The organism is Dankookia sp. P2 (assembly GCF_050632255.1).
Lineage (GTDB): Bacteria > Pseudomonadota > Alphaproteobacteria > Acetobacterales > Acetobacteraceae > Paracraurococcus.
The window spans coordinates 2,865,482-2,880,554 of record NZ_CP192581.1 but is presented as its reverse complement, the minus strand read 5'-3'; the positions used below and the strand labels follow the sequence as shown (position 1 = coordinate 2,880,554).

At 69.6% G+C, this 15,073-nt stretch carries 7 protein-coding genes and 6 pseudogenes; 4 read left to right on the top strand and 9 right to left on the bottom strand.

Annotated features, from left to right (window positions below; translation table 11 throughout):
• Positions 1 to 127: 127 nt before the first annotated feature.
• Positions 128 to 1,394: pseudogene (locus ACQ86J_RS16975) on the bottom strand (IS3 family transposase).
• On the opposite strand from ACQ86J_RS16975, the pseudogene ACQ86J_RS16970 reads away from it, so the two are divergent.
• Positions 1,363 to 1,584 (top strand): annotated as a pseudogene (locus ACQ86J_RS16970) (hypothetical protein); the annotation flags it as partial. The pseudogenes ACQ86J_RS16975 and ACQ86J_RS16970 sit on opposite strands and share 32 nt — an antisense overlap.
• Positions 1,585 to 1,593: 9 nt before the next feature.
• Here the strand turns inward: ACQ86J_RS16970 and ACQ86J_RS16965 are convergent.
• The 3 genes and pseudogenes from ACQ86J_RS16965 to ACQ86J_RS16955 form a co-directional block, all read right to left on the bottom strand.
• Positions 1,594 to 2,247 carry a hypothetical protein gene (locus tag ACQ86J_RS16965; protein WP_431272841.1) on the bottom strand — a complete coding sequence of 218 codons (654 nt, stop codon included), beginning with the start codon at positions 2,245 to 2,247 and terminating at the stop codon, positions 1,594 to 1,596.
• A gap of 182 nt (positions 2,248 to 2,429) precedes the next feature.
• On the bottom strand, positions 2,430 to 2,840 hold the full coding sequence (locus tag ACQ86J_RS16960; protein WP_431272434.1) for an SMP-30/gluconolactonase/LRE family protein: 411 nt from the start codon (positions 2,838 to 2,840) through the stop codon (positions 2,430 to 2,432).
• 67 nt (positions 2,841 to 2,907) lie between these two features.
• Positions 2,908 to 3,318, bottom strand: a pseudogene (locus ACQ86J_RS16955) (SMP-30/gluconolactonase/LRE family protein); the annotation flags it as partial.
• 160 nt (positions 3,319 to 3,478) lie between these two features.
• On the opposite strand from ACQ86J_RS16955, the gene ACQ86J_RS16950 reads away from it, so the two are divergent.
• From ACQ86J_RS16950 to ACQ86J_RS16940, 3 genes and pseudogenes are all read left to right on the top strand, one after another.
• Positions 3,479 to 4,672, top strand: a complete 1,194-nt coding sequence (locus ACQ86J_RS16950; protein ID WP_431272016.1) for an efflux RND transporter periplasmic adaptor subunit — start codon at positions 3,479 to 3,481, stop codon at positions 4,670 to 4,672.
• A 6-nt stretch (positions 4,673 to 4,678) separates the two neighbouring features.
• Positions 4,679 to 7,942, top strand: coding sequence for an efflux RND transporter permease subunit (locus tag ACQ86J_RS16945; RefSeq protein ID WP_431272015.1), 3,264 nt, complete (start codon positions 4,679 to 4,681; stop codon positions 7,940 to 7,942).
• A gap of 23 nt (positions 7,943 to 7,965) precedes the next feature.
• Positions 7,966 to 10,321: pseudogene (locus ACQ86J_RS16940) on the top strand (xanthine dehydrogenase family protein molybdopterin-binding subunit).
• Between the two features lie 89 nt (positions 10,322 to 10,410).
• Here the strand turns inward: ACQ86J_RS16940 and ACQ86J_RS16935 are convergent.
• The 5 genes and pseudogenes from ACQ86J_RS16935 to rsmA all read right to left on the bottom strand — a co-directional run bounded on the left by ACQ86J_RS16935 (position 10,411) and on the right by rsmA (position 15,027).
• Complete coding sequence (locus ACQ86J_RS16935) at positions 10,411 to 11,196, bottom strand: FG-GAP repeat domain-containing protein (protein WP_431272014.1); 786 nt, start codon at positions 11,194 to 11,196, stop codon at positions 10,411 to 10,413.
• Between the two features lie 11 nt (positions 11,197 to 11,207).
• Positions 11,208 to 11,723 (bottom strand): hypothetical protein, encoded by a 516-nt coding sequence (locus tag ACQ86J_RS16930; protein ID WP_431272013.1) that lies wholly within the window; start codon positions 11,721 to 11,723, stop codon positions 11,208 to 11,210.
• A gap of 184 nt (positions 11,724 to 11,907) precedes the next feature.
• Positions 11,908 to 13,221: pseudogene (locus ACQ86J_RS16925) on the bottom strand (calcium-binding protein); the annotation flags it as partial.
• An 82-nt stretch (positions 13,222 to 13,303) separates the two neighbouring features.
• Positions 13,304 to 13,975 carry a hypothetical protein gene (locus ACQ86J_RS16920; protein WP_431272012.1) on the bottom strand — a complete coding sequence of 224 codons (672 nt, stop codon included), beginning with the start codon at positions 13,973 to 13,975 and terminating at the stop codon, positions 13,304 to 13,306.
• A 234-nt stretch (positions 13,976 to 14,209) separates the two neighbouring features.
• Positions 14,210 to 15,027 (bottom strand): annotated as a pseudogene (gene rsmA / locus ACQ86J_RS16915) (16S rRNA (adenine(1518)-N(6)/adenine(1519)-N(6))-dimethyltransferase RsmA).
• Positions 15,028 to 15,073 lie beyond the last annotated feature (46 nt).

Here is a 15,073-nt window from a genome sequence, read left to right as displayed (position 1 = left end):
CGGGCGTTGCACTCGGCTTCCGCAAGGCGAATGTCGTCCGACGGCTCCTGGCGTGTCCTGGATGCGGCGCTCGTATCGTTAGAAGATCCTCGGTCACCGATTAGCGGTGCTGCTGGAGTGCACCCTATCAGACCGGACACGCGGATGGGATGGCTGACTGCTGGGCGATGAACTCACGCGGCGAGAGCATGTGCAAGCCGCCATGGGGATGGACGGCGTTGTAGTCCTCGAACCAGGCGGGCAGTTGCTGCAGAACGGCGATGGCTTCGGGGCGGGGGTTCACCCGGACGTAGTCGCGCTTGATGGTTTTGACGAAGGCCTCGCAGACGCCGTTGCTCTCGGGGCTGCGGACCGGGGTGAAGCAGGCGATGAAGTTGAGCGCGGTGGCGAAGTCCACCGTCTCGCCCGCGGTGTAGGCGGAGTCGTTGTCGGCGAGCCACTGGACAGGCTCTGGGGCGCGGATGGCGTCGAATCGGCGCTCGACGCACTCCAGCATCAGGTCGCGGACCATCTCGCCGCTGATCCCGGCTCCGATCGTGGCGACCCAGGCCATGACCTCGCGGTCGTGCGTGTCGATGGCAAAGGCGACACGGACCACCTCGCCATTCCAGCAGGGGATCTCGAAGCCGTCGGACGCCCAGCGCTGTTCAAGGCCGGAGCGACGACGGTGCCCTCATGGGCACGGATCGTCCGCCTGCCGGTGTACGGCTGCAAGGTCAGGGAGGCCCCTTGCATGAGGCGGAGGACGCGCTTGCGGTTGACCAGCGGCTCGCCCGAGGCCCGTCTGGCGCGGCTCAGCAGGGCGGCGACGCGGCGATAGCCGCAGGTCGGTCGTGCATCGGTGATGGTGCGGATCTCGGCCGTGAGCTCGTCCCCGGCCCGGCGGTATGGGCCGCGGTGGCGCCGGTCGGGATGGCGGAGCTGATCTACCAGGTTCGACCGGGCCACGCCGAGGGTGTCGGCCACGGCCTTCACCGGGGTTGGGCCGCAAAGCGGACCTAACGCGGTGGCGGCGACGGCAAGCGCAAACTCGGTTTTTGGAGCGGGTATGGTCCCGCGCCTCGCGGAGGATCTCGGCCTTCATCGTCTTGCGCCCGAGCAGCCGCTCCAGTTCGCGGATCTTGGCCTCGAGCTCGCGGATCCGGCTGGCCGGAACCACTTCCTCGTCCGCCCTGACAGCCTCCAGGCCACCCTCGGCTATGCGCCGCCTCCACCCGAACGGCAGGCTTGGGGAGACGTCATGGAGCCGGGCGACGGCCGAGACCGTCATGCCAGGCCTGGCAGTCTCCTCGACCAGCCGGCCGTCGGACGCAGTGCGTCCGACCCTCGGCAGTGTAGCGCCTCCGGCGCTCCCGGCCGGCGATGACTTCGATGCATTCAACGGGCGTCGACATAGGAGCACACCTAGGCTTCCACCTAGCCCCTCAGGGCTGTGCCGGGTGTCCGGTCGAAATGGGATGCGCTCCACGGAATCAGATCTATGCCGGGCGCCTGGTCTGGAATCGTCGTCGGTCCTTCAAGGACCCGACCACGGGCAAGCAGCAGCGCCGCAACAACAGCCCATCCGACTTCGTGATCCAGCCGGTCCCGGATCTACAGATCGTCGACGATGCGCTCTGGGAGCGCGTGCAGACCCGCCTGGCGGCCGACGCAGATCTCCTGCTGGCCCATCCGGCAAGCCGGCCTACTGGCTGCAGCGGCGGCCGCAGCACCTCCTCTCGGGCAAGGTGGTCTGCGGCAGCTGCGGCGCCCTCTTCGAGCTACCTGGGGTGCCGCCATGCCCACCAGGGCGCCTGCGGCAACCGCGACACCGTCCGCCGGACACCACTGGAGCAGCGGGTCTGCGAGGCGCTCGGGCGGCAGCTGATGCAGCCCGAGCTGGTGGCCGACTTCGTCGCCGAGTTCACCGCCGAATGGAACAGGATGGCGGCCGAGGCCGGGGCGGCCGCCGAAGGTCACCGCCGCGAGCTGCGCGGTATCGAACGGCAGATCGCCAACCTGGTCGATGCGATTGCTGACGGGCTCGCGTCGGCTGGCCTTCGGGCGAAGCTGAATGGTCTTCAGGCCAGAAAGGCGGAACTGGCGCGGCTGATGGCTGCCGCGCCGCATTCCGTCCCAGCGCTGCACCCGAACTTGGCCGAGGTCTACCGCAAGCGGATCGCGACACACTATGACGCCCTGAACGCCGGCGATGCGCCCGATGCCCTGGAGGCGGCCCGCGCCCTGGTGGACCGCGTTGTCATCCACCCGCCAGGAGACGGCGGCGGACCATCAGGGGTGGAGCTGATCGGCGATCTTCTCGCCATGCTGCGGGCCGGTGGCCTCGGCAAAGCGGGAGATCTGGACGCACACGCCACCGGCGTCCTCGTCATGTTCGCCAGTTCGGTAAAGAGGGTCCAGGGAGGATGCGTCCTCCCTGGCCTTTCTTCTCAGCCCGGCGGGATCTCAGCCGCCAGCACCGTCCCCGACTGGCTTTCCGTGATCAGCAGCGTCCGTCCATCCGGCGCGAAGCAGCAATTGGTCGGCATCCTTCCGAACGCCGTGCAGTCCAGCCGGAACAGCGCGTGGCCATGCGGATCGACGCCCCAGACCTGGCCATGGCCGGGATTGGCGACGAAGAGCCGGTCCGCCGCATCCACCGCCATGCCGTCCGGCCCGCTGGTTCCCGCCGGCACCCGGAAGAAGCAGTTGGCCTTGGCCACCAGCGCATCCGGCCGCAGGGCGAAGCGCCAGACCTCGCAGCTGCGGGTCATCGCCACGTAGCAATGCGTGCCCGCCCGGTTCAGGGCGATGCCGTTCGGGCTCGGGCCGTTCGAGATCAGCCGGTCGATCTCGCCCATCGGGCCAGAGCCGCAGCACGCGCCCGCTCGGGTCCTGCAGCCCGGTCTGGCCCTGGTCCGTCATCAGGATCGCGCCGGCGGCGTCCAGCACCAGGTCGTTGAGGCCCTTCAGCCCCTCCGACACCAGCGTTTCCAGCACCGGCGCGATGCTGCCGCTGGCGGGGTCGAGCCGGACCAGCCCCAGCTTGTAATCGGTGATCAGCAGCCCGCCATCCGCCGCGGCCATGCCGTTCGGCCAGCCGGCATACTCCGCCACCAGGTCCCAGCCCTTGCTGCCGACCCGGAAGATCCGGCCGTTCGGGATGTCGGTGACCAGCAGGCTGCCCGCGGCATCGAAGCAGGGCCTTCGAGGAAGGTGTCGATCGCCGCGCCGGCGCGGTTGGCGTCCGACCAGGCGGTGCGGCGCGGGATCTCGATGCGCCTCCGGCAAAGTTGCAAAGGCGCGGACGGGAACTTCTCGGGGCGGGGCAAGCAGCATGCCGCCAGCCTGCCCTTCGGGCGCGGTGCGGACAAGCCGGCACATTATTTGACAGAATGTCATCGCCGGAAGGCCCGCTTGCGGTAGCCCCCGGATGGCCAGATGCCAAAGCTCTCTTCGCTGGTGCAGTATGTCCTGCACACCCGACTGGATTTCCCGCATGCGTCGTATACCGCTCGCCCTGCTGATGCTGCTGCTCGCCCAGGCGCCGGCATTCGCGCAGTTCGGGCCGCAGGGTCCGCCCGCGGTCGGCACCGTCACCGCCGACCGCAAGCCGGTGACCGAGAGTTCGGAGTTCACCGGCCGGATCGAGGCGGTGAACCGCGTCGAGATCCGCGCCCGCGTCACCGGCTTCCTGCAGGAACGGCTGTTCCAGGAGGGCCAGGAGGTGAAGGCCGGCGACGTGCTGTTCCGGATCGAGAAGCCGCCTTTCGAGGCGACGTTGGAACAGGCGAAGGCCAATGTCGCCTCGGCCCAGGCGACGCTGGAGAATGCCCGGGTCGCGCTGGCCCGCGCGCGTGAGTTGCAGCAGACCGGCGCCGGCACGCGTGTGGCGCTCGACAATGCCCTGGCGCAGGAACGCACCGCGAATGCCGGGCTGCTCGGCGCCCAGGCACAGGTCCGCACCGCGGAGATCAGCCTCGGCTATACCGACATCGTGGCGCCGATCGACGGCAAGATCGGCCGGGCGACCTACACGCCGGGCAACGTGGTGACGCCCACCCTGACCGAGCCGCTGGCGACCATCGTCAGCCAGGACCCGATGCGCGTGGTCTTCACCGTCAGCGCCCGCGCCGCGGTGGAGCTGCGCAACCGCTACGAGCCGCGCGGCGGCGTCAACGCCGTGGTCATCCGCATCCGCACCACCGATGGCCGCGCCTATCCGCAGCCCGGCCGTATCCAGTTCGTCGACACCCAGATCGACCGCAACACCGACAGCCTGCTGATCCGCGCGCTGATCCCGAACCCGCGCCGCAGCGAGGTGCAGGCCGGTGGCGCCGGCGACCGCGAGCTGATCGACGGCCAGTTCGTCACCGTTGCGGTCGAGGGCGCCGAGCCGGTGCCGGCCATCGTCCTGCCCCGCGCCGCGGTGCTGCAGGACCAGGGCGGCAATCACGTGCTGGTGGTGGACGCCGAGAAGAAGGCGCAGCGCCGCCCGGTCACGCTCGGCCAGACCGTGCGCGACCAGGTGGTGATCGAAGCTGGGCTGCAGGGTGGCGAGACGGTGATCGCCGAGGGGCTGCAGCGGGTCCGCCCGGGGCAGGAGGTGAATGCCGCCCCGGTCGGCGCGCCGCCACCCGGCAGCCGGCCGGGCGGGCCGCCCGCCGCCTCCCCCGCCGGCCGGCCGGGCTGAGCCGCCATGATTTCCGGCGTCTTCGTCGACCGTCCCCGCCTCGCCATCGTCATCGCCATCGTCACGACGCTGGCGGGCGCGCTGGCCTTGCTGCGCATCCCCGTGGCGCAGTTCCCGGACATCGTGCCGCCGCAGGTCTCGGTGCAGGCGACCTATCCCGGCGCCTCGGCCGCGGTGGTCGAGGCGACCGTCGCGCAGATCATCGAATCCGCCGTCAACGGCGTCGAGAACATGATCTACATGCGCTCGAACAGCGCCAATGACGGCACCTACCAGCTGAGCGTCAGCTTCTCGCTCGGCTCCAACCCCGACATCAACACCGTCAACGTCAACAACCGCATCCAGGCCAACATCGCCCGCCTGCCGCAGGAGGTGCAGCGCTCCGGCCTCATCGTCCGCAAGCAGTCGTCGGCGGTGCTGCAGTTCATCGCGCTGACCTCGACAGCCTCCGAGCACAATCCGCTGTTCCTGTCGAACTATGCGACGATCAACATGATCGACCGCATGGCGCGGGTGCCGGGCGTCGGCCAGGTGAACCTGTTCGGCGCGCAGAACTACTCCATGCGCGTCTGGTTCGAGATCGACCGGCTGACCGCGCTGAACCTGACGCCGAACGACCTGGTGACGGCGATCCAGAGCCAGAACGTCCAGGCCGCGGTCGGCCGCATCGGCGCCCAGCCGATCCCCGACACCCAGCAGTTCCAGATCAACATCCAGACCCTCGGCCGGCTCGTGACGCCGGAGCAGTTCGGCAACATCGTCATCCGGGCGAATACCGACGGGTCCCTGCTGCGGATCCGCGACGTGGCGCGGGTCGAGCTCGGGGCGCAGAGCCAGGACACCGTCTCCCGCCTCAACGGCCAGCCGGCGGTGACGATGGGCGTCTACCTTTCGCCCGGCGCCAATGCCGTCTCGGTCGCCGCCGCGATGCGGAAGACGCTGGACGAGCTCGGCACCCGCTTCCCGGAAGGGCTGCGGGCGCAGGTGCTGTACGACAGCACCACCTTCGTCGTCGACACGATCCAGGAGGTGATCAAGACGCTGCTCGAGGCCTTCGTCCTCGTCGTCATCGTCGTCTACCTCTTCCTCGGCTCGCTGCGGGCGACGCTGATCCCGACCATCGCGGTGCCGGTCAGCCTGATCGGCTCCTTCGCCATCCTGCTGGCCATCGGCTACAGCGCCAACACCATCTCGCTGCTCGGCATGGTGCTGGCCATCGGCATCGTCGTCGACGACGCCATCGTGGTGGTCGAGAATGTCGAGCGGGTGATGGAGGAGCACCCGGACTGGACGCCCAACCGCGCGGTGAAGCAGGCGATGAGCGAGATCACCGCGCCGATCATCGCCATCACCCTGGTGCTGCTCTCGGTCTTCGTCCCGATCGCCTTCATCCCCGGCCTGTCCGGCGTGCTGTTCCGGCAGTTCGCGGTGACCATCTCGGCCGCCATGGTGATCTCGGCGGTCAATGCGCTGACGTTGTCACCGGCGCTCTGCGTGCTGTTCCTGCGGCATAGCGGGCGGCGGCGCGGGCCGATCAAGTACGTCCTCCGCGGCATCGACAAGGTGCGGGACGGCTATGCCGCCATCGTCCGGCGGATCGTCCGCGTCGCGATCCTGTCGCTCGCGGTCACCGCCGGGCTGGCCTTCGCCATCTGGACCATCGGCTCGAGGACCCCGCAGGGCTTCCTGCCGCAGGAGGACCAGGGCACCTTCTTCGTCCAGGTGCAGCTGCCGCAGGCGGCGTCGCTGTCGCGCACCCGCGCCGCGGTGGAGCAGGTGGAGGGCATCCTCAAGGGTATCCCGGCGGTCGAGAATGTGCTGTCGATCGTCGGCTTCAGCCTGATCGACCAGGGCGCGCAGTCCAACTCCGCCTTTATGGTCGCCCGGCTGAAGAATTTCGACCAGCGGACCGATCCGGGCGACAGCGTCTTCAACTCCATCCGCCGGGTCTTCGGCGCCGGCGCCTCGGTGCGGACCGCGACGGTGGTCGCCTTCAACCTGCCGCCGATCATCGGCCTCGGCACCGGCGGCGGCTTCGAGTACCAGCTGCAGGACCTCTCGGGCCGCGACCCGGCGGAACTCGGCAGCGCGATGCTCGGCCTGGTGGTCGCCGCCAACCAGGACCCGCGGCTGCAGCAGGTCTTCTCCACCTTCTCGGCGGCGACGCCATCGCTCTACCTCGACGTCGACCGCGACAAGGCACAGGCGCTGGGCGTGCCGATCAGCGCCATCTTCTCGGCGCTGCAATCCTCGCTCGGCGGTTTCTACGTCAACGACCTGAACCTGTTCGGCCGCACCTGGCAGGTGAACATCCAGGCCGAGGCGCAGGACCGCGACGACATCTCCGACATCTGGCGCATCCGGGTGAGGAACAGCCGGGGCGACATGGTGCCGTTGCGGGCGCTGGCGGATATCCGCACCGTGGTCGGGCCGCAGACCATCAGCCGCTACAACAACTACCGCGCGGTGCTGGTGAACGGCTCGCCCAAGGCGGGCGTCTCCTCGGGCGACGCGCTGGCGGCGATGGAGGAGCTGTCCCGCCGCGTGCTGCCGGCCGGCTACAGCTTCGAATGGACCGGCACCGCCTATCAGGAAAAGCTGGCGGCGGGGCAGACCATCTACGTCGTGGCGCTGGCGGTGCTGTTCGCCTACCTGTTCCTGGTGGCGCTGTACGAGAGCTGGACCATCCCGGTACCGGTGCTGCTCTCGGTCGTGGTCGGCGGCCTAGGGTCCTTCCTCGCCATCAAGATCGCCGGGCTCAGCCTCGACGTCTATGCGCAGATCGGGCTGGTGGTGCTGATCGCGCTGGCGGCGAAGAACGGCATTCTGATCATCGAATCTCGCCAAGGAGGCGCGGGAGCGCGGCATGCCGATCCGCGACGCGGCGATCGAGGGGTCGCGGCTGCGGTTCCGCGCGGTGATGATGACCTCGATCGCCTTCTGCCTCGGCCTGTTGCCGCTGGTCACCGCCACCGGGGCGGCCATGCTGTCGCGCCGCGCGGTCGGCACCCCGGTCTTCGGCGGCATGCTGGCGGCCTCGCTGGTCGGCATCTTCATGATCCCGATGCTCTATGTCGTCTTCCAGTCGGTGCGGGAGAGGGTGAAGTCCTGGTTCGGCATCCCGCCGGTGGAGCCGCCCGGCCAGGGCCCGGGCGAGGGGCCGAAGCCGGCCGCGGACCAGCGGGTCCCGGCCATGGTGAAGTAGCGGCGGGGGCTCCGAAGGGGCCTCCCCCTTCCCCTCGGGGCCTTCCGTATCAGATGATGTCCTGAACACCGGGAACGGGAGAGACCCCATGGCCAAATTCGGGCTGAGCCAGCCGCTGCGCCGGATCGAGGATCCCCGCCTGCTGAAGGGCGGCGGGCGCTACACGGACGACATCGCGGTCAAGTCGGGCGCCGCCCATGGCGTGGTGCTGCGCAGCCCGCATGCCGCGGCGAAGATCCTGTCGATCGATACGGCGGCGGCGCTGGAAGTGCCCGGCGTGCTGGCGGTGATCACGGCAAAGGAATGGGCCGAGGAGGGGCTCGGCGAGATCCCCTGCGTCATCCCGCTGAAGAATGCCGACGGCACCGACCGAGCCCAGACCCCGCGCGGCGCGCTGGCCGAGGACCGCGTCCGCTTCGTCGGCGACCCGGTCGCCTTCGTCGTCGCCGAGACGCCGCAGGCCGCGCGCGACGGCGCCGAGGCGGTGATGGTGGACTACGACGTGCTGCCCTCCGCCACCGACCTGGCCACGGCGCATGAGCCGGGCGCGGCGCTGGTCTGGGACGAGGTCGGCAGCAATGTCGCCTTCGACTGGGAGACCGGCGACAAGGCCAAGGCCGACCAGCTTGTGCAGCAGGCGGCGCATGTGACGCGGCTGACCGTGGTGAACAACCGCGTCATCGTGGCCTCCATGGAAGGCCGCGCCGCGATCGCCGAATACGATGCGGCGGTCGAGAAATCCACGCTCACCTGCGGCACCCAGGGCAGCTGGCTGGTGAAGAACCTGCTGGCCGGCAACGTCTTCAAGGTGGCGCCGGAGAAGATCCGGGTCGTCACCCCCGATGTCGGCGGCGGCTTCGGCATGAAGCTCTATCTCTACGCCGAATACGCCCTGGTCTGCATGGCGGCGCGGCGGCTCGGCCGGCCGGTGAAGTGGACCAGCGAGCGGACCGAGGCCTTCCAGTCCGACACGCATGGCCGCGACAACATCACCCTCGGCGAGCTGGCGCTCGACAAGGACGGCAAGTTCCTCGCGCTGCGCACCCGCAACTACGCCAATATGGGCGCCTATCTCAGCACCTTCGCGCCGATGATCCCGACCATGGCGGGCACCAAGGTGCTGGCCAGCGTCTACGACTTCCAGGTCATCCACGCCCGCGTCATCGGCGTGCTGACCAATACCGTGCCGGTGGATGCGTATCGCGGCGCCGGCAGGCCCGAGAGCAACTACGTGGTCGAGCGGCTGATCGACGCCGCGGCGCGCGAGATGGGCATCGACAGGGTCGAGATCCGCAAGCGCAACATGGTGGCCTCCTCCGCCATGCCCTACACCTCGGCCATGGGCCAGCGCTACGACAGCGGCGAGTTCGCCCGGGTGCTGGACGCGGCGCTGGACAAGGCCGACTGGGCCGGCTTCCCGGCGCGGCGCGCGGCCTCCGAGAGCAAGGGGAAGAAGGCGCGGCATCGGCCTCGCCTACTATCTGGAAGCCACTGGCGGCGGCCCGACCGAGCGCGCCGAGGTGCGCTTCGCCGCCGACGGCTTCGCGGAAGTCCTGGTCGGGACGCAATCCACCGGGCAGGGGCATGAGACCGCCTATGCCATGCCGACCTCGAACGAGCTCGGCATCCCGATGGACAAGATCCGCATCATCCAGGGCGATTCGGACGAGATCCCCACGGGTGGCGGCACCGGCGGCGCGCGCTCGCTCTACTCCGAGGGGCAGGCGATCCTGCTGACCACCGCGACGGTGATCGAGAAGGGCAAGCAGGCGGCCTCCGAGCATCTCGAAGCCGCGGTCTCCGACATCGAGTTCACCCCGGGCGGCTTCGGCGAGGGCAAGGGCGGCAAGTTCGCCGTGGTCGGCACCGATCGCGGCGTCGGCATCCTCGAGCTCGCGGCCATCCAGAAGGCGCGCGCAGCGAAGGGCGAGCCGGCGACGCTGCTGGACGCCGCCGAGGTGGCGGAGATCAAGTCGCACACCTTCCCGAATGGCTGCCACATCGCCGAGGTGGAGATCGAGCCGGAGACGGGCCTGATCACCGTGCCGCGCTACATCGTCGTCGACGATGTCGGGCATGCGGTGAACCCGATGATCGTGCGCGGCCAGGTGCATGGCGGCGTGGCGCAGGGCATCGGCCAGGCGGTGCACGAGCGCACCGCCTACGACCCCGAGAGCGGCCAGCTGCTGAGCGCGTCCTTCATGGACTACGCCCTGCCGCGGGCCGAGGACCTGCCGGACATCGAGGTCGATCTGATCGAGGTGCCCTGCGAGACCAACCCGCTCGGCGTCAAGGGCGCGGGCGAGGCCGGCGCGGTGGGCTCGCCGCCGGCGATGATGAACGCGCTGGTCGATGCACTGTCGACCGCGGGCGTGACGCATATCGACATGCCGGCGACGCCGGAGGCGGTGTGGAAGGCGATCGCCATCGCCCAGGCCGCCTGACGCGGAAGGGCGGGGCGGATGCCCGGCCCCGCCCTCGCCTGCGGCCGCCCCGGGTGGAGGCACCCGGGGCCGGGACGTCAGCCGGGACGTCAGACGATCATCCAGCTGCCGGCATTGCCGATGGTGCCGGACGAGGCCACGTCGAAACCGTCCATCATCCAGATCGACACCGCCCCGGTGTCGTTCTTCCAGAGGATGTCGGCCTTCCCGTCGCCGTTGTAGTCGGCGACCTTGGCCACGTTCCAGGACAGGTCCGGGTTGATGATGGCGGAGCTGGCCTTCACCGTGGTCCCCTGCATGGTCCAGATCGCCATCGAACCCGAGGTGCTGCGCCACAGCAGGTCGGCATTCCCGTCGCCGTCGAAGTCGCCCAGCCCGGCCACGTTCCAATCGGTGCCCGGCGTGGCGATCGTGCCGCCGCCGAGATACTTGGTGCCGTCCATCAGCCAGGTCGCCACCGAGCCGTCGGTGTTGCGCCAGACGATGTCGGAGCGGCCGTCACCATTGAGGTCGGCGAGGCCGACGATCTTCCAGGCGAGGTCGACGACCCCGAGGTCGCCGCCACCGATCCCCGCGGTGCCGTCCATCTGCCAGATCGAGACATGGCCATCGGTGTTGCGCCAGAGGATGTCGGCGCGGCCGTCGCGGTTCATGTCGCCGATCGCGGCGACCGTCCAGGCGGTATCGACCGTGGCGATGTGACCGCCGCCGCCGGTGAAGCCGTTGGGGCCCGAATACCAGGTCGACAGCGCGCCGTTGCTGTGGCGCCAGAGCAGGTCGGCCCAGCCATCGCCGTTGAAGTCGCCCGACCCGAGCAGCGTCCAGTCGTTCGAGACCTTCGGCAGCGCGACGCCGGTGCCGGCCAGCCCCTTCATCGCCCAATAGCTCAGGCCGCCATCCGTGTTGCGCCACAGGATGTCCGACCACGCCGTCGCCCGAGACGTCGTCGGCGAAGGCCTTCGCGAATCTGGACGCGGCGGTCGGTGAAGCGCAGCGCCTCGACATTCGCCAGCGTGTCGGTGCCCTCGGAGGAGGCCCCCGGGGCGATCGTGACGGTCCAGGCGCCGGTGACCGCGTCGCGCGACCAGGTCGCGTCCTTCGAGGCGACGGTATAGACGGCGATGTCCCAGCCGGTGCCGCCATCGATCCTGTCGCCGCCGTCGCCGCCGCGGATGGAATCGTCGCCGGCGCCGCCCATGATCGTGTCGGCACCGCCGCCGGAGGAGATGCTGTCGTCACCGCCATTGCCGGTGAAGGTATCGCCGCGATCGGTGCCGATCAGCGTGTCGGCGAAATCGGTGCCGATGGCGCCCTCGAAATTGCTGGCGCCGGGGAGGGAGGCATTGCCGAAGGTGTCGGTGAAGCCCCAGGAATCCCGCGCCGTGGCGGCGGCCAGGGTCACCGTCGTCAGCACACCGTTGGCCAAAGGATAGGCATCGGTGGTTTGGCTGGTGTTCGAGAGGTTGACGAAGACGCCGGCGGTGATGGGGTTTGTCCCGAAGGCCGAGTAGTCGACGATGTCGATGCCTTCGCGCCTCGTCCATCACGTCGGCCCCGTAGCCGCCGCCGATCGTGTCGTTGCCGTTGGTGCCCTTAATGCTGTCGTTGCCCTGGCCGCCATAGGCGCGGTCGAAGCCAACCAGCGTGTCGGTCGCACCGCTGTGATAGACCCCGCCATCGGCGGCGCCGCCGATGGTGCTGGTGCCGAGATCGATGACGACCCCGGTGTTCCCCTGGTAGCGATAGGTGTCGTCGCCGCCGCCGCCGGTCATCGTCTTCGAGCCGAGGCCGGAGCCGATGAAGGTATCGTTGTCGGCGCTGCCGATGAGGATGTCGTTGCCGCCGTTCGAGGACAGGATGGCGTGGACATTCACCAGGGTGTCGGTGCCGCCCTGGCCGTCCGAGGCGACGCCCGTGGCGAGATTGACGCTGATGGCGCTGCTGACGCCGTTGTAGTCCGCCACCACCCGGTCCGTACCATTGCCGGTGATCGTGTCGTTGCCGCCGCCGCCGCGCACGATGTAGGTCCAGGGCGCGCCGTGGCTGACGGCCGCGAGGTCGAAGCGATCCGCGAGGTCGGTGCCGAGGAACTGGTTGACGTTCCGCACCGTGTCGATGCCGTCGGCCTTGGTGACGGTCGCGGTGGTCGCGTTGGTGAACAGCAGGTTTAGAGCGCCGCCGTTATAGCCGCTGCTGCCGGCACGGTAGTCGAGGGTGTTGCGCTCGGTCAGACCGCCGCCGTCGATGGTGTCGCTGCCTGCGCCGCCGTAGATGGAGTCGGCGCCGGCGCCGGCATCGATGCTGTCGTTGCCGTCGCCGCCGCGCAGCGTGTCGTCGCCGTTGCCAGCCAGCACCGTGTCGTTGCCGCCGCTGCCGTTCAGCGTGTCGTTGCCATCGCCGCCGGTCAGCAGGTTGTCGAGGTTGGAGCCGACCATCGTGTCGTTGAAGCGGGTGCCGATGACATTCTGGATGTTGCTCAGGGTGTCGGTGCCGCCCCAGCCGTCGCGGGCGGTTCCGGCCGCGAGCGTGATGCCCCCGGAAGTCTGCGAGAAGCCGGAGAGGTTGACGAAGGCACCCATGGTCGGCCCGGCCACGAAGGAGGTGCCGTAGTCCAGCGTATTGATGCCGCTGCGGCCGTCGATCAGGTCGTTGCCCGCGTCGCCCGACAGGGTGTCGTCGCCATGGGTGCCCTTGATCGTGTCGCTGCCGATGCTCGCATAGGCGCGTTCGAAGCCGTATGCCGTGGTCAGGTTGCCGAAGATCGAAAGGAAGCCCAGGTAACCGTCGGTGTCATTGACGCCGGTGCCCAGGTCCATCGTCACCGACCCGGTGCCGGTGTAGATCAGCGCGTCGTTGCCGGCGCCGCCATAGAGCGCTTCCTTGTAGCCATTGGCCTGGATCGTGTCGTCACCGGCGCCGCCGTAGATGGTGTTGGCGACTCCATCGACACTGCTGTTCAGGAGATTGCCGCCGGCCAGGCTGTCATTGCCCGCCCCGCCTTCCAGCCGGCTCGGCGCGCTGCTGCGGCCGATCAGCGTGTCGTTGAAGGCGGTGCCGATCGCCCCCTCGATGTTCTGCAGCGTATCGGTGTTGCCCCAGCCGTCGCGCGCCGGTGAAGCCGGCATAGGCGGTGCCGCCCAGCGTGACGCTGTCGGAGGAAAGGTTGACGATGGCGCCCATCGTCGGCGCGGCGCCGTAGCTGGTACCGTAGTCGACCAGGTCGAAGCCGCTGCGCCCGTCGATGAGGTCGTTGCCCTGACCGCCGCCCAGCGTGTCGTCGCCGAGGGTGCCCTTGAGCGTGTCGTTGCCGCTGCCGGCATAGGCGCTCTCGGAATTCAGGACGGTGCCGGTCACCCCGGACTTGCTGTCGAAATCCAGCAGCAGGTCGACCACCGTCCAGTCGCTGCCGGCATAGACATAGGTGTCGATGCCATCGCCGCCGTCGAGCGATTCGCCGAGGCCGCCGGCGAAGATCGTATCGTTGCCGAGGCCGCCCAGCACAGTGTTCGCACCGCCGCCGCCGTTCAGCAGGTCGTCGCCGCCGGAACCCGAGATGGAGTCCGCATCGGCGCCGGGAAGGCCGACGATGGAACCGGGCGAGACCCCAGCCGGCGTGATGGTGTCGTTGCCTGCGGTGCCGGAGATTACAGCCATGACCAGACCCTTCCTGCGCGCCTGAGGCACGCGGTAACATTCCCGGGAGGCTTATGTCATGGCAGGCATGGAATCGCCACTGAGACGATTAACCTCTTAGAAGTTTTCGCGTGAGCGTTGTGACCTCGGCGGATATCTTGCGGCAGCCGATCACGCGCCAGCGCGCGACGTCCCGGCCGTGCCGGCTTCGGCTCCGTGCGCCCCGGCCCTGGCGCCTTTCAGCCTTGGCGCCTTTCAGCCCTGGCGGGCTAGCAACGCCCGCGCCATGCGATCGAATTCGGCGACGGTCAGCGTCTCCGCCCGCCGCTGCCCCTCGATCCCGGCCGCGGCCAGCAGCGCCTCCGGCTCGCCGAGCGACCTGAGCGCGCCGCGCAGCATCTTGCGGCGCTGGCCGAAGGCGGCCGCGGTCAGCCGCTCCATCGTGCGGAACAGCGCCTCGCCCGGGTCGTCCGGGTGCGGCACGAAGCCGACCACGGCGGACCAGACCTTGGGCGGGGGCGAGAACGCGCCGGGCGGCAGGCGCAGCAGCAGGCGGCAGGTGCAGCGCCACTGCGCCAGCACCGCCAGCCGGCCATAGGCCTCGGTATCGGGGGCGGCGCAGATCCGCTCCGCCACCTCCTGCTGGAACATCAGCGCCATGCCCTCCAGCGCCGCGGCGTTGCGCAGCCAGCCGACCAGCAGCGGCGTCGCCACGTTGTAGGGCAGGTTGGCGAGGATCTTGCGCGGCGCCGGCAGCAGCGCCGCCACGTCGATGCCGAGCGCATCGGCCTCGATCACCCGCAGCCGGCCGGGATGCGCGGCTTCCAGCTCGGCCAGCGCCGCGACCGCGCGGCGGTCGAGCTCGACCGCGGTGACGGCGGCGGCGGGGAGGCGAGCAGGGCGCGGGTCAGGCCGCCGGGGCCGGGCCCAACCTCCAGCACCTGCCGCCCGGCCAGGTCGCCGGCCAGCCCGGCGATGCGGCCGCAGAGGGTCTCGTCCAGCAGGAAATGCTGGCCGAGCGACTTGCGGGCATCCAGCCCATGGCGGGCGATCGTCTCCCGCAGCGAAGGCAAGGCGGGAAGGGGTGGCCGATCCGATCCGGCCCCCGGTCATCGGATG